Origin of the sequence: Pseudomonas sp. MWU16-30322 (genome assembly GCF_020515535.1) — a bacterium.
GTDB classification, from domain to species: Bacteria; Pseudomonadota; Gammaproteobacteria; order Pseudomonadales; family Pseudomonadaceae; genus Aquipseudomonas; species Aquipseudomonas fluorescens_H.
The window spans coordinates 153,992-175,445 of sequence record NZ_JAIWYL010000010.1 but is presented as its reverse complement, the minus strand read 5'-3'; the positions used below and the strand labels follow the sequence as shown (position 1 = coordinate 175,445).

The window sequence follows — 21,454 nt, the reverse complement described above, 5'->3', positions numbered from 1 at the left end:
AAACGTGATTGACCAACGGTAATCACCTCTCTATACTTCGCCGCCATTGAGCCCTGATGGCGGAATTGGTAGACGCGGCGGATTCAAAATCCGTTTTCGAAAGGAGTGGGAGTTCGAGTCTCCCTCGGGGCACCAAAATTAAGAAAGGTCTTGCTTAGCAAGGCCTTTTTTTTCGTCTGCTGAAAAGTTGGGCAATTATTTTTGCGTAACCGTGCTACGAGAAGTGTGGGCTAAACGATGGGCGATTGATCACAGCAATATGCAAGAGAATCTGCAGCTATGACTTTGGCGCCATGCCGTGGCAATGGGCGACTGGCCGCATCGGTTAAACGTGCTGCAGGTTGTGCCACAACTGAGTCTTTGTCATGGTCGCCTAGTCCATTGAACGCTTGGGCTCAAAGCCTAATGGCGATTTCTTTCCAGATGTAGGCGTAGTTGTATTTCAGCCAACGAATCAGCACTTGATCTAACTGCCGACAAAACCAGTTGCGCTGTCTAGCTGCCAGCCTTTCTTCTATCGACTGTCTGAGTATGTCAGGGTCAAACCCCGTCCATACTGGAGGCACAGCCGCAACGAGATTGGTGAAGCACACCGGCGCGACCTCTGAATAGAGAATTTCGTAAAGGGTTTCAGGAGCGACGCCTCTTACCTGATTCGCCACATAGTCATATTCGACGGGAAAATCGTTGAATGGCTCAGAAAGAGCAGCTCTCACTTTTGTCAGTTGTGGTTCAGTCAGAAAATGCTCCAACGGACAAACTCCTCCAGTTGCGTTGCACTGGCGCGGCCCGAATCAAGTGATTAGCCAAAGCAGGACCTCAGATATCCGGGTCAGACACACGCTCGGCTTGAACACCTCCCCCAAACAAACGCTCAGCTATCTGACGACCTCGTTCCTGGCCCTCCTCCGTCAACCAGATCGATTTGTTCCTGTTTACCGGATCACTGATGAAACCCTGCTCATGCAATCGGTTCATGACTTCAAAATCGAACCCTTTCCATGCATTGCCGTCGTCGGAACTGAACGCGGCCAAAAGGCCAAGCACAGCCTCATCAATCAACTTTTCATCGTATTCCATGATCGTCGCTCCGCTCATGTGTCTGAATTAACGTCGAGTTTGTGTGGCACCTCATTCTCACTGGCCATCCTGAGAAACTCGCTCTGTTGCTTAGGTCATTGAATATTCCAGCGCGGTACGTGCAACCTGTTTTGCCTCGGGACTGCATCTGATGCGTCCACTCAGTATAATCACCCCCCGCCTACAGGCGGTCTGCCGCCCGTTGCGGCTTTCGTTGGTCGTACCGAATTTCAAGACTCATGCTCAAGGACATCCAAGGCCAACCATGGAAACGTCACTGGAAACCGTCGCCCTGTTCTCCCTCAAGCTCGCTTACGAGGAGGAAGGCCTGAGCCCGATTCTGCGGGACGATATGGTCATGGGCGACTACCAGAAAGACGTGTTCGAATTGCTGGTGCGCCGTGGGGATGTTGAGACGATTCAGTTCAAGATGAATGAGTGCCTGGGCTTGGCGATGGACGCCTTGGGCGGTGTCGAGAAACCGTTGGGGCGGGAGCTGCACAAGCTGTCAGCCGACTTCAGGCAGGCGCAGTCGCTGGAGCAGCTTGATCAACCGCTCCTCGCGCTCAAGGGTTATTTGAAGGACATTCTGTAATCAGACGCGCAATCTGTAGAAACAGCCCTTCGGATTACTGCCGCACTTTTACTACTCGAATGTCGACGGGAAACCCACCTGGCCCTTCCAGCTTCTTCCATCCCACGTATTGAAAAATCGCGTCCTGATCAATGGTCTCGCCCCTCTCCACCATCTCTCCGCCAAACACCGCGACCTCTTTATAGAAGGCGCAGTTGCCCTCATCGGGATGGGCGGTGTAGATGACGTAGGGTTTGACGTATCTCACGGCGCGCAAATGTCGGCCGCAGCCCCAATCGACCGTGATCATCAACGTCTTCAGATACGCTTCGCCATCCGTTTCCGATTCCTCGGCGAGTTCTTTGAGCTTGCCAATTCCGCCGACGTCGCTAAAGCCTAGATCGAGGGCGCGCTTGTATTCCGGGGACTTCTCGTGCTCGGCCTGAGCCTTGAAGTATTGCTGTTGAAGCTCCGCGACCAGGACCTCCTCTTCCTTGTTCCGGATCACGAACGCTTGAGCAATGACGTTTTCGCAACGGGCATATTCGGGAGAGATAAGGTTTTCCTGGGAGAGGTGATCGCGATGGACATTAACAGTGCGATTCAAGCTATCGACGCGGTCCATCGCTTGCCTGGTAGTCATGACTCCGTTTTGAACGTTGATCACGACCTGCTGAAAACTCTGACAATCGGAGAGGTATCCTTTCCAGGCGACCTCCGGGGTTTCATCCCAGCCGGCAAGTGCCGGGGTCATTACGGTAGAGAGGAGGAAAGCGCTGAGCAGGCGCGGGACAGAAAAAACGGTAGGCATGTGTAGTCCGTTACGCAGTTGAAGAAAGTGGCGCAAAGCTACTAGTTTGATATCTTGCCGTCCACTCTCGCTGGAGGCCTGTCAACCGCCTCCGTTATCGCGCACTCGGGAATAAACCAATGGATGCTTTGTTGTGCTTGCTAGTGATGGCCGGAACCTGGTTTTGGGTGGTGAAGCAACGGGGTGAGTGGAACTTGCTACTTGGCAACCTTGCTGGCGCAGGAAGTAGCGTGGTCACTGGCATTGTGTTCACGCTGATTTACAACGCAGTCATTGGTACATCGATGGCGACACCCAACCTGGATCGCAGTCTGGTGGTATTCACCACAAGCGCGGGCGTTCTGGCGGGGGTATGGTTGTGGATTGCCAATCGCCATCAACCCGAACATCCGGTTGCACGTCAGTTGCTGGGTGGGATGTGTGGCTTTGCTGCCGGCTTGGCAACCCTGCTGGTACTTGCTGTGAATTATTTCCCCGACGTGTGAACGGAGGCGTAATTGTTTTGCTATCTTGCCGCCCGCAAGGGCAGACCTACTTAGCAAGCTGACACGAATTAAAGAAGGAAATGGATGGGATGGAAACATCGTTGATCGTGATGTTTTTGCTGGTCTGGGCAGGGATGTGGGTCTGGGTCGTCAAGAATCGTGGAACCTGGCCGGTATTCTTCGGCCACTTCGCCGGTGTGATTGCCGGGTTTATCGTGGCAGCCGTGGTGTTCGTTATCGTCAACGGACTTCTGCCCGAAAAATCCACGCCCGCGACATCCAGCGGCACTCAGCCGCAAATCGCCAACGAAAGCCAGCTCAGAACCTTTGTCCCACGCACTCCGGCCAGTCGCGCATCCGCTCCGACGTCGCCGTTGCTGCCAACCGACAGCCCGCGCTATCCACGACTCTCTACACCGCTGCTTTCCGCCAGTCTCGATCCACAGTGGAGAAGCCAATACGCGCAATGGCGAGCCAGCGCAGATATGGTCAACGGGGTCAACGGAAGCCTGGCGGGGCTGATCTGCCGGTCAGCGGCAAAATCCACGCTGCGCACTCCCGATTCCGCCTCCTTCGACGAGACCGAGGACTTTCGATTCGACAGCTACAAATCCCAGACCTACCTCGTAACGAGCAGGATTAGTGGCGAAAACATGGAAGGCACGATGGTCAGCCTCGGCTATGACTGCGCCGTGCAGTTCGTCTCTGGCAACGGGATCAAGGATGACCAATGGCGCCTGCTGGAGTTGACCATGCAAGGAAAATCAGGCCCTGCGGCTTCTGCCAACACGTCGTCCGGGGAAGCATTGCCCGAGTATGTCGCCGATGCGCCTGCTGCTACGCCAGAACCGCTCAAGTCCGGCCTGGTGGAAAACTATCTCAATGAAATACCGACAACCCGTTCTGAACTGGCGACGGTTCAAGGGATGAGTGCCCAACAGACTCTGGCTCATGCGCAGTTGCGAAAAGGGCTCGTTGGCAGGCCGGATCCCAACAAAAGACTGATCGCATTCCAGATGTGCGAGCCGTTTATACGCAGCGTTTTGCGTCAGCCGGAACTGGCCTTGTTTGCAGACGACAAGGCTCTCTCGACCCAGCGTTACAAAGATCAGATCTATACCAGCACGAGTATGATGAAGATCCACGACGCTGCGAAAAACTATCTGACCTATCGTTTCGAATGCACTCTGCAGGCGTTGCCAACCATGAACGAAGGTTTTGACGACTGGAAGTTGCTGGATTTGCGCTTCGAACTGACAGGTAGCTGATCGGCTCGATGAGCAAGAAGCGCGACGCTTCTATCTTGTTATCTTGCTGCCCATTATTGCAGCGGGCTCGAAGCATGCTGCCTTGAGCGTTTTTGCAGGTTTAAGGAAAGGATCGAATGGAGTTTCTGAGTTTTCTGGCATTTATCGCCGCCTGGGGTTTCATGTGGCGCTGGGTGGTGAAAAACCGCGGCAGCTGGAATCTGTTTTACGGCAACATCGTTGGCGCGGCGGGCGGTTTTATCGTCGGCATGGTGGTGCTGTCGATCTTGCTGTCGATATTCCCGTCGGCGCATAAATCCGCAAAAGCGCCAATCGAAGACGTGATCACACAGAGCGATGTGACCACCAGTCTGTTGCCCGAAGCCGAGTCGGATTCGACGTCCGCGGTGCTGGAAAACGCGCCGGGCTTTGCCGCGATCGAGCCGGATAACCAACCTTCTCCGCCGGATTCCGCACTGCTGCCGAATTACGCCAGCCGGGCACCGAAATCGATATCGGAAAAAACCGTCCTGGATCAGAGCGACGCGCAGGGCCGTAAAGCGCTCACCGCGCTGCGCGACAAGCTTGGGCAAAATGCCGACAGCGATGAATCGATGCTCGCGTATGTCATGTGCGGCACGCTGGTCACCAGCACGCTGCGCTTCCCGGCGTCGGCGCGCTTCGCCGACAGCTCTGCCATTGTCACCAAGCGCTTCAAGGATCAGGTCTACACCCTCAGCAACAAGGTCACCGCGCGCAACATGAACGGCGATGACGTCACTTATAGCTTCGACTGCTCGGTGCAGGAGCAACCCGCGTCCGCCGAATGGCGACTGCTGAATCTGAAGTTGCAGAAGGTCGGTTCTTAAGCCTCGTTTAAGGGTTCAAGGCGCCGGCTGCGCTATCATCGCCAGCCTGTGCGCCTTGAGCTTTGCCCCCGAATGTCCCCGATACCTGCTGACCTGAACCCGCTGCCTCCCGTTTTGGCCGGCCCGCTGCTGCGACGGCTGGAATCGACGCGAGTGGTGCTGTGGCTGGTCGGTACCCGCGAACTGGCGCTGACCTTACGCCTACAGGGTGTAGGAGACATTCCTCTCGATGCCGGGAAATGCACAGTCATCTCCGTAGGCCATCACGCGTTCGTCCATCTGATCGACGTTGTGCTCGACAGCACCCTGCCCTGCGACACGCGTATTGACTACGACCTGCTGATCGACGGCCAGACGCCCATCGCCGCATGGGCGCCGCATCTGCTGTACGGCAATGCCCGCTGTCCGAACCTTGTCGTGCGCTCGCGGATCGATCAGTTGCTGCACGGTTCCTGCCGCAAGCCCCATCACCCGGCGGCAGACGGTTTGCTGTGCGTCGATCAACTGTTGGCTGCCGAAACCGATCCGCAACAACGTCCAGCCCTGCTGATGATGAGCGGCGACCAGATCTACGCCGACGATGTTGCCGGGCCGATGCTGCGAGCGATTCACGCCTTGATCGAACGCCTCGGCCTGTTCGACGAACACCTCGAAGGCGCGGTGGTCAGCGACAGCGCCAAACTCTACATGCACCCGGCCAGTTACTACCACCGCGCGGATTTGTTACCGGCGCTGGAGAGCAACGAGACCTTGCGCGAGCGATTTTTCGGCGGCGCGCGTAAGCCGATTTTCACCAGCAGCAGCGCCGACAATCACTTGGTGACATTTGCCGAAGTGATGGCGATGTATCTGCTGGTGTGGTCGCCGGTTGCCTGGACCCTGATCACCCCACAAGCGCCGGTAATGACCCCGGAACGGCTCAAGCGCTACACCCTCGAACAGACTCGCATCGATGGATTTAAGGCCGGCCTGAACAACGTCGCCCGAGCCTTGGCGCACCTGCCAAGCCTGATGATTTTCGACGACCACGACATCACCGATGACTGGAATCTTTCCGCGCAATGGGAGGAAACCGCCTACGGCCACCCGTTCTCCAAACGCATCATCGGCAACGCCTTGATCGCGTACATGTTGTGCCAGGGCTGGGGCAATAATCCGGACGCGTTCAAGGATGTGCTGGAGAACACTCGCAGCCTGAGCGCCAGTGGTGACGATCAATATCTCGACAGCCCGGTGCAGGACGCGCTGATCGATGATTTGCTGCGCTTTCAGCACTGGCATTTCGTGCTGCCGACCAGCCCGGCGCTGGTGGTGCTCGACACCCGCACCCGCCGCTGGCGCAGCGAGATGGCACTCAAACAACCCTCCGGTTTACTGGACTGGGAAGCGCTGAGCGAACTGCAACAGGAGCTGCTCGATCATCCGTCAGCAATCATTGTTTCCCCCGCGCCGATCTTCGGCGTGAAGCTGATCGAAACCGTGCAGAAGGTTTTCAGCTGGTGCGGCTATCCGCTGCTGGTCGACGCGGAAAACTGGATGGCTCATCGCGGTGCGGCGCAGGTGATCCTGAACATTTTCCGACACACCCGCACACCCGGAAACTACGTGGTGCTGTCCGGCGACGTGCATTATTCCTTCGTCTACGAAGTGCTTATCCGACACCGCAAGGCCGGGCCACGGATATGGCAGATCACCAGCAGCGGGATCAAGAACGAATTTCCGAAAACCCTGCTGGAATGGTTCGACCGCCTCAACCGCTGGCTCTACTCGCCGCGCTCGCCGTTGAACTGGTTTACCAAACGCCGACGCATGCGCATCGTGCCCTATACCCCGGAACATGCCGAAGCGGGTGAGCGGCTGTGGAATTCGGCGGGGATCGGGCAGGTGTTTTTCAATGCGCAGGGGCAGCCGAGCGAGATCATTCAGCACAATTCGAACGGGGCGGTGAAGACGCGGATGCTGGCGCCGGAGTTGGGGGATCATCCTGATTAGCATCACACACTTTTCCAATGTGGGAGCGGGCTTGCTCGCGAATGCAATTGATCATTCAAAATCAATGTCGACTGACAACACGCTTTCGCGAGCAAGCCCGCTCCCACAGGGACTCTCGGCGGCAGGTCAGTGCGCGATCACGGCACGCCCCACACCTCTGACAATCATCTCCACCTCTCGCTCATCAATCGTCAGTGGCGGCAGCAGCCGTATCGTCTTGCCGCGTGTAACGTTGATCAGCAATCCATGATCCCGCGCAGCAATCAGCGTCAGATCGCGGATCGGCTGTTTCAGCTCGATGCCGATCATCAAGCCCTGCCCACGAATCGCCAGCACGTTGGGGTTGTCTGCCAGTTCGGCACGTAAACGAGCCAGCAAGCGCTCCCCCTGTACCCGAACATTTTCCAGCAAGCCTTGTTCTTCGATGATATCCAGCACCGTGCAGCCGACCCGGCAGGCCAGCGGATTACCGCCGAACGTGCTGCCATGGCTGCCGGGGGTGAACAGATCCGCCGCCCTGCCCCGCGCCAGACAGGCGCCGATCGGCACGCCGTTGCCGAGGCCTTTGGCCAGGGTCATGACGTCCGGCACGATGCCTTCATGCTGGAACGCAAACCATTGGCCAGTGCGGCCGATACCGGTCTGGATTTCGTCGAGCATCAGCAGCCAGGCGTGACGATTGCACAGTTCGCGCAGGGCTTTGAGGTAGCCGGGCGGCGCCAGTTGCACACCGCTTTCGCCCTGGATCGGCTCGACCAGAATCGCCACGATCCGCTCGCCGTGCTTTTGCTGCACTTGATCCAGCGCGGCCAGATCACCGAAGGGCACTTTGACGAAATCCCCCGGCAGATCATTGAAACCCAAACGCACCGCCGGCCCATCGCTGGCCGACAAGGTGCCCAACGTGCGGCCATGAAACGCGTTGGCCATGACCACCACCAGTGGCTGTTCGATGCCTTTGCTCCAGCCGTACAAACGCGCCAGCTTCAGTGCTGTCTCGTTGGCTTCGGCGCCGGAGTTGTTGAAAAACGCCCGCTCCATCCCTGACAACTGCGTGAGTTTCTGCGCCAGCTGTTGCTGCCAGTCGATGCTGTACAGGTTGGAGGTGTGCAGCAACAGTCCGGCCTGCTCGCTGATAGCGGCGACGATCCGTGGGTGCGAGTGCCCGACGTTGGTCACCGCGACTCCGGCGACAGCATCCAGATATTCTCGACCGGCCTGATCCCACAGGCGCGTGCCCAGGCCTCTGATAAAGCTCAGGGCCAGCGGTTGGTAGGTGTTCATCAGGGCGGCGGTCATGACTTCAAACTCCAGTGAAGGTCGGTGTGTTTGCAGTATGGTTAGCCACCAGAACTGGATAAACTCGGCAAAACTTCAATCATTTAAAAGCAGGACTTGATAATGGACCTGTTGCAGGCAATGAGCGTGTACGTGAAGGTCGTGGAAGCCGGGAGCATGACGGCGGCCGCGTTGCAGTGCGAAATGTCCACGACCATGGTCGGAAATCACCTGCGCGCACTGGAGCAAAGGCTCGGCGTGCAGTTGCTGCAGCGCACCACCCGCCGTCAGCGACTGACCGAATTCGGTAGCGTTTACTACCAGCGTTGTCTGGATGTATTGGGTCTGGTGGCCGACTCCGAACGCCTCGCCGAACAGGCCCTCGACGAGCCGCGCGGCTTGCTGCGTATCACCGCGCCACTGACTTTTGGCGTCGAACGTCTGGCCCCGGCGCTCAGCGAGTTTTCCCTGCAATACCCGCAATTGAAAATGGATGTGGTGCTGACCAACCGCCGTCCGGACCTGCTGGAAAGTGGCCTCGACGTAGCGTTTCGGCTGGGGCATTTCGAGCAGTCGAACCTGATCGCCCGGCCGCTGATCGACTACACCCTGACCGTATGCGCCTCCCCGGCGTACGTCGCGCGACGCGGCATGCCGATCACCCCTGAAGACCTGCAGCAACACGACTGCCTGTCGTTCGCCTACCCTGCCGGCGATGACTGGCAATCGGTGGAAAAACGCTGGCGCCTCAGCGGCCCGGACGGCGAGATTCTGGTCGACGTCAGCGGCCCGATGCTGATGAACACCTCTGCCGGCCTGCATCAGGCGGCACGCACCGGCATGGGCATTGTGATGCTGCCGGACGCGCTGGTGGAACAGGATCTGCGCGACGGCAAACTGGTGACGGTGATCCCCGATTACCAGCCACCGAGCCGCCCATTGCACCTGCTGTACGCGCCGGATCGTTATCGTTTGCCCAAGCTGCGGCGCTTCGTCGAATTCGCGATGAAAACCTGGGGCAGATCCTGATTTGGGCTGCGATTGACTATGCTCCGGTGATTGCCGAAAAGGATGCTGCCATTCGATGAAAACCAACCTCACCGTACGCGATCTGTTGCCTGCCGAAGTGGAGCCAGTTCGCCTGTTTCTTGGGCAACATGGCTGGGGACACCGAACGGGTTCCAACGACTACTTCGCCCAACTCATCGAAAACTCGCAACGCACAGCGGTCGCGCTGAGCGGCGAGCAGATCATCGGTTTCGCCCGAGGCCTCACCGATGGTTTGTCCAACGGCTATCTGTCGATGGTCGTGGTCGATGACCAGCATCGGCGCGCCGGCGTCGGGCGCGCACTGGTCGAGCATGTCATGGGTGACAACCCCGAGATCACTTGGGTCCTGCGCGCCGGGCGCGAAGGGGCGGAGACGTTTTTTGCCAGTTTGGGATTTGAAACGTCGGTGATTGCCATGGAGCGGCCGCGCTTGAAATAACCGGCGCCGACCATGGCAACCGCTATGATTCATCTTCTCTTTCAAGCACGGACGCCAATTGATGCTAATCACTCTGCAAAACACCCCACTGTGGGTTTATGCGGTTTTCCTGGTACTGGTGTATTTCGGGATCAAGGCACGCACGCCCAGTCCCAAGAGCCGTTTAGCAATGCTGGTCACACCGCCAGCGTTGATAGCCTGGTCTCTCTTCTCAATAAATCTGACGCTTAACCCAGCCTTGTCCCTCAGTTGCTGGATCGGCGCCCTTTTGTTGGGCGGCGTTACAGCATGGCTGATGTTTTCGGCGCAATACGTGACGCTTGATGATTCGCAAACAGGACTGATCTTGCCCGGCACATGGAAAGTGTTGATGTTGTACCTGCTGTTTTTCGCCGTGAATTACTACTTCGGTTATCAGGATGACGTGCATCCGGAGCAAGCCTCTACTCCGGATATGCTGCAGTTCAAAGCTGCAACGTCAGGTTTCGTCTGTGGACTGATAGGCACTCGTTCGCTGAAGTACTACCGGTTGCTGCGCTTGCTTCAGGCGCAACGCCCGGGATTGACCGCACAATGAATCAGGAGCCGTCTTTCACCAACACCGGCTTCTCCTGATAACGCTGCGCAAACAACTGCTTCAACTGCGCCACCTTCGGCATGTCGTTGATCACGATGTACGGATAGCTCGGGTGTTCGGTCAGGAAATCCTGGTGGTAGTCCTCCGCCGGGTAGAAGCCGTTGTAGGTTTCCAGTTGGGTGACGATCGGTTTGCTGTAGGCATGCGCCGCGTCGAGTTGGGCGATGTAGGCCTGGGCCACCCGTTGTTGATCGGCATTGACCGGGAATAGCGCCGAGCGATATTGCGTGCCGCTGTCGGGGCCTTGGCGGTTGAGTTCGGTCGGATTGTGGGCCACCGAGAAGTAGATCTGCAGCAGGCTGCCGTAGCTGACTTGCGTCGGGTCGAAGGTAACTTGCACGGACTCGGCGTGACCGGTGTCGCCTTCGCTGACCCGCTCGTATTGCGCCGTGTTCGCTGCGCCGCCGGCATAACCGGAGACGGCTTTCTGCACGCCTTTGACGTGCTGGAAAACCCCTTGCACGCCCCAGAAACAACCACCGGCGAACACCGCGGTTTCACTGTGCGCCTGGGTGGTTTCGTCGAGGGCTGGTGGCGGGATGACCACCGCGTCTTCAGCGCCGAAAGAGAACGCCGAGCATTGGCCGATCACGCCGGCCATGGCGACGCCGAGCAATGCACGTCGCCAGTTGTTTTGAGCTTTCATGTTGCGCACTCCCGATCAGCCGAAGGTGAAGGCGTAAGCCGATACGCCCGGATCAAGAAATTCGATGGTGAAGGTGCGATCCTTCACCTCGTCGGTTTGCCGCACCAATTGGTACAAGCGCTGTTCGGTCACGCGACCGCTGCCATCCGCGGCGACATCGACTCCGTGGGCATCGCCCGGCGCCTGACCGTCAATCGACACTTTGAAGCGCACCGGTTTGCCATCTGCGCCCGGCCCCAGTACCAAATGCAGATCGCGGGCGTGGAAGCGATAGACGATGCGACCGGCCGGCGCACTGGCGGTGGCGCGCTCGGCGCCGACAGCCCACTGCCCGCCAAGGCTCCAGTCATTCAAAGTCAGGTTGGCCGGTGGGTTATAGGTCGCGACCTTGTCAGGCACCAGGCTGGTTTGCGGTACGAAATGTTCCGCACGCTGGTAGCCGACATAGGTTTCCGGCGATAGCACCTGATTCATGTCCGGGGCCATCTGCACGCCTTGGGCGTCAGCGTTGATCAGGCCATCAGCCACGGTTTTCGCCCCGGCTTCACGCAGCAACTGCTGGATGACCCGCTCTGATTCGGCGTAGTCGCCTTCGCCAAAATGGTGGTATCGAATCCGTCCCTGAGCATCGGCAAAATAATGCGCCGGCCAGTATTCGTTGTTGAAGGCACGCCAGATCTTGTAGTCGTTATCGATCGCCACCGGGTAGTTGATACCCAGCTCCTTCATGGCTTTCGTGACATTGCCGACATCGCGCTCGAAAGCGAACTCCGGCGCATGCACACCGATTACCACCAGCCCCTGATCGCGATACTTCTCGGCCCAGGCTCTGACGTATGGCAGGGTGCGCAGGCAGTTGATGCAGGAGTAGGTCCAGAAGTCCACCAGCACCACTTTGCCCTTCAGTGCCTGGGCGTCCAGCGGTGGCGAATTGAGCCATTGCACGGCGCCAGTGAGCGGTGGCAACTGCCCTTCGACCGGCAATGTTCCGGGTGCCTTGTCAGCAATTTTCATTGCCGCGCCTGTGGCTTTCATGCTGCCGTTCGCCGCGTCATCCACATCGGGAATCTGCGCCATCATCGTGCCGCTGCCCGCAGGTGATTTACCGGAGAGTTTGCCCACCAGCGCTTGTTCGATTCCGCCCGTGGATGCGGTCGACAACCGTGCCAACAGCCCGGTGTCGAGGCCCAGCGCAATCGCCGCGACACCCGCCAGCATCGCCGCTCCCAACCCACGACGGATCCACTCCCCCGTACCGATCGAGCGCTTCATCAACGCAAAGACCTTACCGCCCAGCAGCAGCGCCGCCGCCAGTGAAGTCGCGGCGCCCGCCGCGTAGGCGAGCAACAACAGCGTGGTGGCGATGCTTGCCCCTTGCAGCGCGGCACCGGTCAGAATCAAGCCGAGAATAGGCCCGGCGCACGGCGCCCAGAGCAACCCCGTGGCAACGCCGATCAGAAACGAGGCGCCGGGACGCGGACGATTGTCCTGGCCCGCGGCTTCGGACAGCCGACTGCCGGCCGAGACCAGCGGTCGCGTCAGGCGCTCGGCGAGACGCGGCAGCAGCAGCGTCAGCCCGAACAGTGCAACGAACAGCAACGCGAGCCAGCGCCCGTACTGATTGACTTGCACCACCCAACCGCCGCCCACCGCCGCCAGCGTGGCGACGAGGGCGAAGGTCAGCGCCATCCCGGCCAATAGCGGCAAGCCACTCTTGATAAACGGCTGCCCGGTGCGAGCGAAGACAAAAGGCAGAACAGGCAGGATGCACGGACTGACGATCGTCAGCACACCGCCCAGATAAGCGAGAACCAAGAGCCACATGGTGTCGTCCTGTAGAAAGTGAAGATCGAAAAAGGGCCATGGCTCATGCCGCCACGGGTTTGAACGTCATCGCCAGGCCGTTCATGCAATAGCGCAGGCCGGTGGGATTCGGGCCGTCATCGAAGACATGCCCCAGGTGCCCGCCGCAGCGCCGACAGTGCACTTCATTGCGCGACATGCCGAAGGAGCGGTCCTGACGCGTGGCCACCGCGTGCTCCAGCGGTGCCCAGAAACTCGGCCAGCCGGTGCGGCTGTCGAACTTGGTCGCCGATGAAAACAGCGCCAGGTCACAGCCCGCGCAGTCGAATGTGCCGTTGCGATGTTCGTTGTTGAGGGGGCTGGTGTAGGCCCGCTCGGTGCCTTCTTCGCGCAGGATGGCGTACTGCTCATCCGAGAGCAGCGAGTGCCATTCGCTGTCGCTGTGGCTCACCTCGAAAACCTCATCGGCATGGGCTTGCTCGATCAGTGCGGTGCCCAAGGAAAATTTTGGCAATACACCCGCCACCAGGGCTGCAACCCCCAGCCCGCCGCTCGCTACGAGAATCTGTCGCCGTGAAAACATGGCCGTCTCCAAAAATTCCAGGTGCCTGTCATGGAACACAGCCTAGGCTTGGGTTGATCGCCAAATCCTCACGGGAAGTTAACGAATTCGTGATAACTCGCCCCGAGGAAAACCCGCACAATGCGCTCACTGCGCCGAAGGATTGAGCTTGATGGAACCGACCAGACGCATCCTCGTGGTCGAGGATGACCAACACATCGCCGATTTGATTTGCCTGCATTTGCGCGATGAACATTACGACGTCGTGCACTGCGCCGACGGCGACGAAGGCATGCGCCTGTTGCAACAGGGGCAATGGGATGCGCTGATCCTCGACCTGATGTTGCCGGGGGTCGACGGCCTGGAAATCTGCCGCCGCGCCCGGGCGATGGCGCGCTATACGCCGATCATCATCACCAGCGCACGCTCCAGCGAATTGCACCGCATCCTCGGTCTGGAACTGGGTGCCGACGACTACCTCGCCAAACCGTTTTCAATGCTGGAACTGGTGGCCCGGGTCAAAGCCTTGCTGCGCCGGGTCGACGCCATGGCGCGCAACCTGAAAATGGACGCCGGCAGCCTCAATCTCGATGGTCTGAGCATCGACCCGATCACCCGCGATGTCGCCCTCAACGGTGCGCGGCTGGACCTCACCCCGCGAGAGTTCGACTTGCTGTATTTCTTCGCCCGCCAACCGGGCAAGGTGTTCTCGCGCATGGACCTGCTCAATGCGGTGTGGGGTTACAGCCACGAAGGCTACGAGCACACGGTCAATACGCACATCAATCGCTTGCGGGCGAAAATCGAAAGCGATCCGGCGCAACCGACACGCATCCTCACCGTGTGGGGCCGTGGCTATAAATTCGGCACGGAACAACCATGAAACTGACCCTGTCGCAGCGCCTGTCCGTCGTATTCGCCGTGTTGCTGCTGGTGTGCTGCGGCACCTCGGCATGGCTGCAGGTGCGCTCCAGCAAGATGCACGAGCTGGAAGTGGTGCAAGGCCTGTCGCGGGACCTGGCGCAGCACATCGCCCATGACACGGTGCTGATGGACAGCAATGGCTTGATGCCCGGCGCCGTGCGCGAACTGTTCAGCCAGTTGATGCTGGTCAACCCGAGTGTCGAGGTGTACCTGCTCGACACGGAGGGGCGGATCGTCGGCAATGCCGCACCCGAGGGTCGGATGCGACGGGAAAAAATCGACCTCGTACCGATCAAGCGCCTGCTCGACGATCAACCGCTGCCGATCCTCGGCGATGACCCGCGCAGCGTCGATGGCCGCAAGGTGTTCAGTGCCGCGCCACTGAAGGTCAATGGCAAGCCTGCGGGCTATCTGTACGTGGTGTTGCTCAGTGAAGAACATGATCGTTTCGCCGAACGCGGCGCGACCAGTGCTGCGCTCAACACCGCATTGCTATCAATCGGGCTGGTGGCGCTGTTGTGCCTGATTGCCGGCCTCACGGCATTCAACCTGATTACCCGGCCATTGCGCCGGTTGACTGAAACTGTCAGCCGCTTCGACATCGACGGCACGCCGCAATCTGCGCCCGTCATGCCAGCCGCTGTGGATAAAACCGCTGACCCGGATGAAATCGCTGTGCTCGACGCTGCCTTCCGGCAAATGCAAAACCGCTTAGGGGAACAGTGGCGCTCGTTGACCCGCCAGGATCAGGAGCGCCGTGAACTGGTGGCGAACATCTCCCACGACCTGCGCACACCACTGGCCTCGCTGCACGGCTATCTGGAAACCCTGTCACTCAAGGACGCCACGCTCTCTGCCGAGGAGCGGCGCCGCTATCTGGGTATCGCTCTCGATCAAAGCCGCAAGGTCGGCGGGTTGGCGCAATCGCTGCTGGAGCTGGTGCGTCTGGAACACGGCTTTGTGCAACCGGTGCTGGAACGCTTCTCCCTGATCGATCTGCTGCAGGACATCTTCCAGAAATTCGAACTGGCCGCCGAAGCCCGCCACGTCGAACTCAAGGCCAGCTTCGGGCCAAACCTGCCGACGGTCTGCGCCGACCTTGGCTTGATCGAACGGGTGCTGACCAACCTGGTGGACAACGCCTTGCGCCATACGCCGCCGGGCGGCGAAATCGAGCTGGATCTGAAACCCCAGGGCGCATTGGTCGAAGTGACGGTTAGCGACACCGGCCCCGGCATCGCACCCGAGTTGCGCGAAGGTCTGTTCCTGCGTCCGTTCAATATTGGTGGTGCGCGACGCGACGGAGGACTGGGGCTGCGCATCGTCCACCGCATCCTGCAACTGCACGGGCGAGACATTCAGTTGGTCGATGTCGCTGGGCGTGGCGCAACTTTCCGCTTCACGCTGCCGACCGATCAGCAAACCGCGGAACAGTGGATGGTGCGCTCGATGAACCTGAACACGCCGGACAAATAATCCGCACCACCGGACTGTTGTTCCGTGACAACGCCGCCCCGCTCCCCTAAATTAACCGGCCTGAAAAAGACCCCGTGCTTTCTCGTCTCAACTCAAGTTAAAAAAGTAGTGAAATTTCAATGTCCGATTTCAACACCGCTGAATCCGTAGTCACCGAATCGTCCAAAGCGGAATACGAAAACTCCATCAATCTTTCACAACACCTTCCACAAGCCAAGATCATCAGCGAGATGGTGCTGGATGCTTTCCAGTCGACCCGCGAAAGCGACCAGATCCGCGAGCTGCGCGCCGCGATCCGTCAGGCGCACGACAGCTTCGATGACGACAAGGCCTACGAGCTGATGGGCGAACTCAAGCGCCTCAAGGACGCCGAGGCCGCCGACATCGCCGCCCTCGAAGACCTGAGCAGCAAGTTTTCAATCGGCCGCATCCTGTCCTGCTTCAAGGACGATCCGGCGTTCCAGGAAATTGTTTACGGCCTCGCGCTCAAAGTGCTGAATCAGACCCACCAGGCGATCAGCAACCCGAGCGGCGGCAAGAGCAAGGCTGCCAAGAAGAAAGAACTGGAAATCTTCACCATCAGCAAGGACGGCAGCAGCGTGACCCTGCCGCTGCGCACGCCGCGTTCGCGTCTGAACGTTGACCGTGAAGCGCTGGAGTTCCTCGGTTTCACCTTCGTCGGTGAAGGCGAAGAAGCCGAGTTGGAGGGCGAGACCTTCATCGACAACGCCGGCACCGAACACGCGATCAACCGCAAGAACATCATCACCGCCCTGCAACAGCAGACCGCGTTCGATGGCTACAGCATCGCTGCGCAGTAACCCCGTCGCCGACAAAAAAGCCCCGCATTGAAATTCAGGCGGGGCTTTTTGTTGGGCGGCGCGGCGGTCAGACTTCCGGTTGCACCGCTGCGATCATGTCGACTTCAACCGCGGCGTTCTTCGGCAACTGGTAGACACCGACCGTAGTGCGCGTATGTCGCCCGGCATCACCGAGCACATGGCTGAAAACGTCCGATGCACCGTTGGCCACTTCGCTCAGGTCAACGAAGTCCGGGGTCGACTTCACGTACACCGTGACCCGCAACAACGCCCGGATCTTGTCCAGCGAACCGACCGCATCGACGATCAGCGCCAGGCAGCGCATGGCACTGATGCTCGCGGCAGCCTGGGCGTCCTTGAGGCTCAACTCCAACCCCACGCGACCGGGATACAGAATCCTGCCATTGACCCGCGGCACCATGCCGCTGATGTACAACTCATCGCGGTGGCGGATCAGCGGCGCGTAATTGCCGCCGGCGGTGTTCTCGCCATAGATGTCGTAGTTCAGCTCGTGTGCCAGGGCAATGAAGCGTTCGTCGCAGGTCATCCTCTCAATCATTTCGCCCAGCCTTTTGATCGATGCATGAAAAATCGCGGAGTGGAACAGTTGAGCGCCGAGAGAGTGGCATGGCGCTATCACTGAAGACTGGATCCAAATCTAGGTGTTTTGCCAGTACTGCGCAACCTTCGAAATCGGCGGCGCACGCCATCGCGAGCAGGCTCGCTCCCACATTTGATTGGCGTCGTTCACAAATCCCCTGTGGGAGCGAGCCTGCTCGCGATGGTGTCACCTCGATTCAGCATAATTTACCCAACAAAAAACCCCGCACATCTCTCAACGTGCGGGGTTTTTCTTGAAGCCATCCAGCCTTACGGCGCGTACGTCAGCAGCAGCTCGGCCGGCACCTTGAAGTCCAGGGACATCATGACGCTCAGGGCGGTGATGGTGAAGATCGAGAACACGAACAGCTTGCGTGCCCAGACCGTGTCATCCACCGCCTTGTAGCCGGTCCAGGCCATGTACAACCAGTACATGCCCATGGCCGCGGCGACGGCGAGGTAGCTCATGCCGGCGTAACCGCTGAAAGTCAGCATCAAGGTCGCCACGAGGAACGCCAGGATGTAGAGCAGGATGTGCTTCTTGGCCACTTCGATTCCGCGCTTGACGGGCAACACCGGAATCGATGCGGCCAGGTAGTCGTTGAAACGGAAAATCGCGATGGCGTAGGAATGCGGCATCTGCCACAGGCTGAACATCACCAGCAGGGTCAGTGCGGCCATGTCGAAGCTGTTGGTTACGGCAACGTAACCGATCACTGGCGGCATGGCGCCCGACAGACTGCCCACCAGCGTGCCGTGAACCGACTTGCGCTTGAGGTACAGGCTGTAGAAGCCGACGTAGATGATGAAGCCGATTACCGCGAACAGGGCGGCCAACGGGTTGGCCACCTTGTACAACAAGGCAACGCCGAGAACACCCAGGATGGTCGCGTAGACCAGGGCCAGTTTCAGGGAGATCAAGCCCTGCACCAGCACCCGGTTCTTGGTGCGTTCCATCTTCAGGTCGATGTCGCGGTCGATGCAGTTGTTGAACACGCAACCGGAGGCCACAACCAGGGATGTGCCGATCATGGCGGCCAGGAACACCGCCAGATCTACATGCCCTTTCGAGGCCAGGAAGAACCCGCCTGCCACAGAAAGCACGTTACCGAAAATGATCCCCGGTTTGGTGATTTGGATAAAGTGCTTGAGCGACATCGGGTCTACCTCACTTCGCCATCATGTACGTGTGGATGCTGAACATGATCCACAGCGACAGGCCAACCAGCAGCAGGATCACGATGGCCGTAAAGACAAACGCGATCACGTTGTTACGTTGTGCAATCGAACGGTCCAGGTGCAGGAAGTAGTACAGGTGAACGATCACCTGGATTACCGCGAACAGCAGAACGATTGCCAGCGTGGTCGACTTCGGCAAGGTCGGGAACATCACCAGGCCGAACGGGATGGCAGTCAGGATCACCGACAGGATGAAGCCGATGGCGTACGACTTTACGCTGCCGTGGCCAGCATCATGGCTGTCATGGGAGTGTGCATTAGCCATTACAGAGTCCCCATCAGGTAAACAACGGTGAATACGCAGATCCACACCACGTCCAGGAAGTGCCAGAACAGGCTCAGGCAGCTCAGACGGGTCTTGTTGGTCGCCGTCAGGCCGTGCTTGTTGACCTGGTACATCATGATGCCCATCCAGATCAGACCCGCGGATACGTGCAGACCGTGGGTACCAACCAGGGTGAAGAACGCCGACAGGAAGCCCGAACGGCTAGGACCGAAGCCCTCGGAGATCAGCAGGTGGAACTCGTTGATCTCCATGGCGATGAAGCCTGCGCCGAGCAGGAAGGTCATGAACAACCAACCCAGAACCTGCTGCTTTTTACCTTTGTACAACGCCAGCATGGCGAAGCCGTAGGTGATCGAACTGAACAACAGCAGAGCGGTTTCGCCCAGCACGTATGGCAGTTCGAAGATGTCGTGGCCCGACGGGCCACCGGCGACGTTGTTTACCAGTACTGCGTACACCGCGAAGATCGACGCAAACAGAATGCAGTCGGTCATCAGGTAGAGCCAGAAACCGTATACGGTCATCTCGCCCGAGTCGTGGTGATGGTCATCGTGCCCATGGTCACCATGGGCGTGTCCAACATTGGTCACTAAGTTCGACATGGTTTAAGCCTGTTCCAACGAGGTTACACGGGTGGCATTGGCCGGGATTTTCCCTGCCGCGACCAGACGCTTGTGCTGCTCGGCTTCGATGCGCTCGATCGTTTCAACCGGAACCATGTAGCCCTGGTCGTCACGTACGGCGTGGATCACGAAGTAGATGACAGTGCCGGCCAGGCTGGCGATCGCCAACCACCAGATGTGCCAGATCATCGCGAAACCGAAGACGGTCAGCAGTGCGCCCATCACCACGCCAGTGGCGGTGTTGTTCGGCATGTGGATCGGTTCGTACTTGGCCGGAGCCTGGTACGCAGTACCGTTTTCCTTGGCTTCGGTGAACGGGTCGATGCAGTCAGCCTTAGGCAGCACAGCGAAGTTGTAGAACGGAGGTGGCGACGAGGTCGACCATTCCAGAGTGTGGGCATTCCACGGGTCACCGTGTTCGCACATGTTCTCTGGCTTGTTGCGGTCACGCACACTGACGTACAGCTGGATCAGTTGGCAGGCGATACCGACAGCGATCATCACCGCACCGAACATGGCAACGTACAGGTACGGTACCCACTCAGGGTTGGTGGTGGCGTTCAGACGACGGGTCATGCCCATGAAGCCCAGTGCATAGAGCGGCATGAACGCGACGAAGAAGCCCGAGATCCAGAACCAGAACGCTGCTTTACCCCAGCCTTCGTGCAGCTTGAAGCCGAACGCTTTCGGGAAGTAGAAGCCGAAACCCGCGATGTAGCCGAAGACTGCGCCGCCGATGATCACGTTGTGGAAGTGCGCGATCACGAACAGGCTGTTGTGCAGAACGAAGTCAGCACCCGGGATGGCCAGCAGTACGCCGGTCATGCCGCCGATGGCGAAGGTCACCATGAAGCCCAGAGTCCACATCACCTGGCTGGTGAAGCGCAGACGGCCCTGGTAGATGGTGAACAGCCAGTTGAACAGTTTCACACCCGTCGGGATGGAAATCAGCATCGTCGCCAGACCGAAGAAGGCGTTGACGCTGGCACCCGAACCCATGGTGAAGAAGTGGTGCAGCCAAACCATGAAGCCCAGTACCGAGATCGCGCCCGAAGCGTAGATCATCGAGTGGTGGCCGAACAGTTTCTTGCCGGTGAACGCCGAGATCACTTCCGAGAAGATGCCGAATGCCGGCAGGATCAGGATGTAAACCTCAGGGTGGCCCCAGGCCCAGAACAGGTTGACGTACATCATTGGATTGCCACCAAGTTCATTGGTGAAAATGTGGAAATCCATGTAACGGTCGAGGGTCAGCAGTGCCAGGGTAGCGGTCAGGATCGGGAACGAAGCCACGATCAGGACGTTAGCCCAGGTGCAGGTCCAGGTGAAGATCGGCATGTCCATCAGTTTCATGCCAGGGGTACGCATTTTCAGCACGGTCGCGAGGAAGTTGACCCCCGTTAGCGTCGTACCTAACCCGGATAGCTGTAGCGCCCAGATGTAGTAGTCCATACCCACGCCAGGGCTGTACTGCAGACCCGACAGCGGCGGATAGGCAACCCAGCCGGTCTTGGCGAATTCGCCGACGCCCAGGGACAGGTTGATCAGCACAACGCCGGACACCAGCAGCCAGAAGCTCAGGGAGTTCAGGAACGGGAAGGCAACGTCACGCGCGCCGATCTGCAGCGGCACTGCAAGGTTCATCAGGCCGGTGAAGAATGGCATCGCCATGAAGATGATCATGATCACACCGTGAGCGGTGAAGATCTGGTCATAGTGTTCAGGTGGCAGGTAGCCAGGCGAACCCTCGGTGGCCATGGCCAGCTGGGTACGCATCATGATGGCGTCGGCAAAGCCACGCAGCAGCATGACCATGGCAACGATGATGTACATCACACCGATTTTCTTGTGGTCGACCGACGTCAGCCACTCGGTCCACAAGTAGGTCCACTTCTTGAAGTAGGTGATTGCAGCGAACAACGCCAGACCACCGAGCGCGATCATCGAGATGGTGACCATCACGATCGGCTCGTGGAAAGGGATCGCTTCCCAACTTAATTTACCAAACATCG

The 21,454-nt window shown here is 58.8% G+C and carries 23 protein-coding genes and 1 tRNA gene; 12 read left to right on the top strand and 12 right to left on the bottom strand.

Annotation, left to right across the window (positions count from 1 at the left end; genetic code table 11):
* The first annotated feature begins 50 nt into the window (after window positions 1-50).
* Window positions 51-135: transfer RNA gene (locus LCH64_RS21605), tRNA-Leu, on the top strand.
* Window positions 136-395: 260 nt separating this feature from the next.
* On the opposite strand, the gene LCH64_RS21600 is transcribed toward LCH64_RS21605, so the two are convergent.
* The gene (locus LCH64_RS21600; RefSeq protein ID WP_226501203.1) at window positions 396-752 is read right to left on the bottom strand and encodes a hypothetical protein; all 357 of its coding nucleotides are present in this window, start codon (window positions 750-752) and stop codon (window positions 396-398) included.
* 67 nt (window positions 753-819) lie between these two features.
* Entirely contained in the window at window positions 820-1,080 is a 261-nt protein-coding gene (locus LCH64_RS21595; RefSeq protein WP_226501202.1) for a DUF6429 family protein, read from the bottom strand.
* Window positions 1,081-1,345: 265 nt separating this feature from the next.
* Here LCH64_RS21595 and LCH64_RS21590 point away from each other — a divergent pair, with 265 nt between their 5' ends.
* A complete protein-coding gene (locus tag LCH64_RS21590) occupies window positions 1,346-1,675 on the top strand; it encodes a hypothetical protein (protein WP_103369541.1) in 330 nt (109 codons plus the stop codon).
* A 34-nt stretch (window positions 1,676-1,709) separates the two neighbouring features.
* On the opposite strand, the gene LCH64_RS21585 is transcribed toward LCH64_RS21590, so the two are convergent.
* A complete protein-coding gene (locus LCH64_RS21585; RefSeq protein WP_226501201.1) occupies window positions 1,710-2,465 on the bottom strand; it encodes a hypothetical protein in 756 nt (251 codons plus the stop codon).
* Window positions 2,466-2,584: 119 nt separating this feature from the next.
* Here LCH64_RS21585 and LCH64_RS21580 point away from each other — a divergent pair, with 119 nt between their 5' ends.
* The 4 genes from LCH64_RS21580 to LCH64_RS21565 all read left to right on the top strand — a co-directional run bounded on the left by LCH64_RS21580 (window position 2,585) and on the right by LCH64_RS21565 (window position 7,058).
* Complete coding sequence (locus LCH64_RS21580; protein WP_103520550.1) at window positions 2,585-2,950, top strand: hypothetical protein; 366 nt, start codon at window positions 2,585-2,587, stop codon at window positions 2,948-2,950.
* An 89-nt stretch (window positions 2,951-3,039) separates the two neighbouring features.
* The gene (locus tag LCH64_RS21575) at window positions 3,040-4,218 is read left to right on the top strand and encodes a hypothetical protein (RefSeq protein WP_103520551.1); all 1,179 of its coding nucleotides are present in this window, start codon (window positions 3,040-3,042) and stop codon (window positions 4,216-4,218) included.
* A gap of 116 nt (window positions 4,219-4,334) precedes the next feature.
* Entirely contained in the window at window positions 4,335-5,066 is a 732-nt protein-coding gene (locus LCH64_RS21570) for a hypothetical protein (protein WP_201136644.1), read from the top strand.
* A 72-nt stretch (window positions 5,067-5,138) separates the two neighbouring features.
* A complete protein-coding gene (locus LCH64_RS21565) occupies window positions 5,139-7,058 on the top strand; it encodes an alkaline phosphatase D family protein (protein WP_226501200.1) in 1,920 nt (639 codons plus the stop codon).
* 126 nt (window positions 7,059-7,184) lie between these two features.
* Here LCH64_RS21565 and LCH64_RS21560 read toward each other — a convergent pair whose 3' ends face one another.
* Window positions 7,185-8,357 carry an aspartate aminotransferase family protein gene (locus LCH64_RS21560; RefSeq protein ID WP_003227963.1) on the bottom strand — a complete coding sequence of 391 codons (1,173 nt, stop codon included), beginning with the start codon at window positions 8,355-8,357 and terminating at the stop codon, window positions 7,185-7,187.
* Window positions 8,358-8,459: 102 nt separating this feature from the next.
* On the opposite strand from LCH64_RS21560, the gene LCH64_RS21555 reads away from it, so the two are divergent.
* The 3 genes from LCH64_RS21555 (at window position 8,460) to LCH64_RS21545 (ending at window position 10,402) form a co-directional block, all read left to right on the top strand.
* Window positions 8,460-9,365, top strand: coding sequence for a LysR family transcriptional regulator (locus LCH64_RS21555; RefSeq protein ID WP_045122621.1), 906 nt, complete (start codon window positions 8,460-8,462; stop codon window positions 9,363-9,365).
* Between the two features lie 55 nt (window positions 9,366-9,420).
* The gene (locus LCH64_RS21550; RefSeq protein WP_103484055.1) at window positions 9,421-9,825 is read left to right on the top strand and encodes a GNAT family N-acetyltransferase; all 405 of its coding nucleotides are present in this window, start codon (window positions 9,421-9,423) and stop codon (window positions 9,823-9,825) included.
* A 61-nt stretch (window positions 9,826-9,886) separates the two neighbouring features.
* Complete coding sequence (locus LCH64_RS21545) at window positions 9,887-10,402, top strand: hypothetical protein (RefSeq protein ID WP_226501199.1); 516 nt, start codon at window positions 9,887-9,889, stop codon at window positions 10,400-10,402.
* Window position 10,403: 1 nt separating this feature from the next.
* Here the strand turns inward: LCH64_RS21545 and msrA are convergent, their stop codons facing one another.
* The 3 genes from msrA to msrB are packed head-to-tail and all read right to left on the bottom strand — an operon-like array spanning window position 10,404 to window position 13,494.
* The gene (gene msrA / locus LCH64_RS21540) at window positions 10,404-11,108 is read right to left on the bottom strand and encodes a peptide-methionine (S)-S-oxide reductase MsrA (RefSeq protein ID WP_226501198.1); all 705 of its coding nucleotides are present in this window, start codon (window positions 11,106-11,108) and stop codon (window positions 10,404-10,406) included.
* 15 nt (window positions 11,109-11,123) lie between these two features.
* A complete protein-coding gene (locus LCH64_RS21535; protein WP_226501197.1) occupies window positions 11,124-12,932 on the bottom strand; it encodes a cytochrome c biogenesis protein DipZ in 1,809 nt (602 codons plus the stop codon).
* A 43-nt stretch (window positions 12,933-12,975) separates the two neighbouring features.
* The gene (gene msrB, locus LCH64_RS21530) at window positions 12,976-13,494 is read right to left on the bottom strand and encodes a peptide-methionine (R)-S-oxide reductase MsrB (RefSeq protein WP_226501196.1); all 519 of its coding nucleotides are present in this window, start codon (window positions 13,492-13,494) and stop codon (window positions 12,976-12,978) included.
* Window positions 13,495-13,645: 151 nt separating this feature from the next.
* On the opposite strand from msrB, the gene LCH64_RS21525 reads away from it, so the two are divergent.
* The 3 genes from LCH64_RS21525 (at window position 13,646) to LCH64_RS21515 (ending at window position 16,694) form a co-directional block, all read left to right on the top strand.
* Window positions 13,646-14,356 carry a response regulator transcription factor gene (locus LCH64_RS21525; RefSeq protein WP_003227973.1) on the top strand — a complete coding sequence of 237 codons (711 nt, stop codon included), beginning with the start codon at window positions 13,646-13,648 and terminating at the stop codon, window positions 14,354-14,356.
* Window positions 14,353-15,873 carry a HAMP domain-containing sensor histidine kinase gene (locus tag LCH64_RS21520; RefSeq protein ID WP_226501195.1) on the top strand — a complete coding sequence of 507 codons (1,521 nt, stop codon included), beginning with the start codon at window positions 14,353-14,355 and terminating at the stop codon, window positions 15,871-15,873. Before LCH64_RS21525 ends, LCH64_RS21520 begins: the two co-directional genes overlap by 4 nt.
* Window positions 15,874-15,992: 119 nt before the next feature.
* The gene (locus LCH64_RS21515) at window positions 15,993-16,694 is read left to right on the top strand and encodes a hypothetical protein (protein ID WP_096795496.1); all 702 of its coding nucleotides are present in this window, start codon (window positions 15,993-15,995) and stop codon (window positions 16,692-16,694) included.
* 67 nt (window positions 16,695-16,761) lie between these two features.
* Here LCH64_RS21515 and LCH64_RS21510 read toward each other — a convergent pair whose 3' ends face one another.
* From LCH64_RS21510 to cyoB, 5 genes are all read right to left on the bottom strand, one after another.
* The gene (locus LCH64_RS21510) at window positions 16,762-17,253 is read right to left on the bottom strand and encodes a RidA family protein (RefSeq protein WP_226501194.1); all 492 of its coding nucleotides are present in this window, start codon (window positions 17,251-17,253) and stop codon (window positions 16,762-16,764) included.
* 311 nt (window positions 17,254-17,564) lie between these two features.
* Complete coding sequence (cyoE, locus tag LCH64_RS21505; protein ID WP_003227980.1) at window positions 17,565-18,452, bottom strand: heme o synthase; 888 nt, start codon at window positions 18,450-18,452, stop codon at window positions 17,565-17,567.
* 10 nt (window positions 18,453-18,462) lie between these two features.
* A complete protein-coding gene (gene cyoD, locus LCH64_RS21500) occupies window positions 18,463-18,798 on the bottom strand; it encodes a cytochrome o ubiquinol oxidase subunit IV (RefSeq protein ID WP_003227981.1) in 336 nt (111 codons plus the stop codon).
* On the bottom strand, window positions 18,798-19,421 hold the full coding sequence (gene cyoC / locus LCH64_RS21495; RefSeq protein ID WP_003227982.1) for a cytochrome o ubiquinol oxidase subunit III: 624 nt from the start codon (window positions 19,419-19,421) through the stop codon (window positions 18,798-18,800). Before cyoC ends, cyoD begins: the two co-directional genes overlap by 1 nt.
* Before the next feature lie 3 nt (window positions 19,422-19,424).
* The gene (gene cyoB, locus LCH64_RS21490) at window positions 19,425-21,452 is read right to left on the bottom strand and encodes a cytochrome o ubiquinol oxidase subunit I (protein ID WP_226501193.1); all 2,028 of its coding nucleotides are present in this window, start codon (window positions 21,450-21,452) and stop codon (window positions 19,425-19,427) included.
* Window positions 21,453-21,454: the final 2 nt, after the last annotated feature.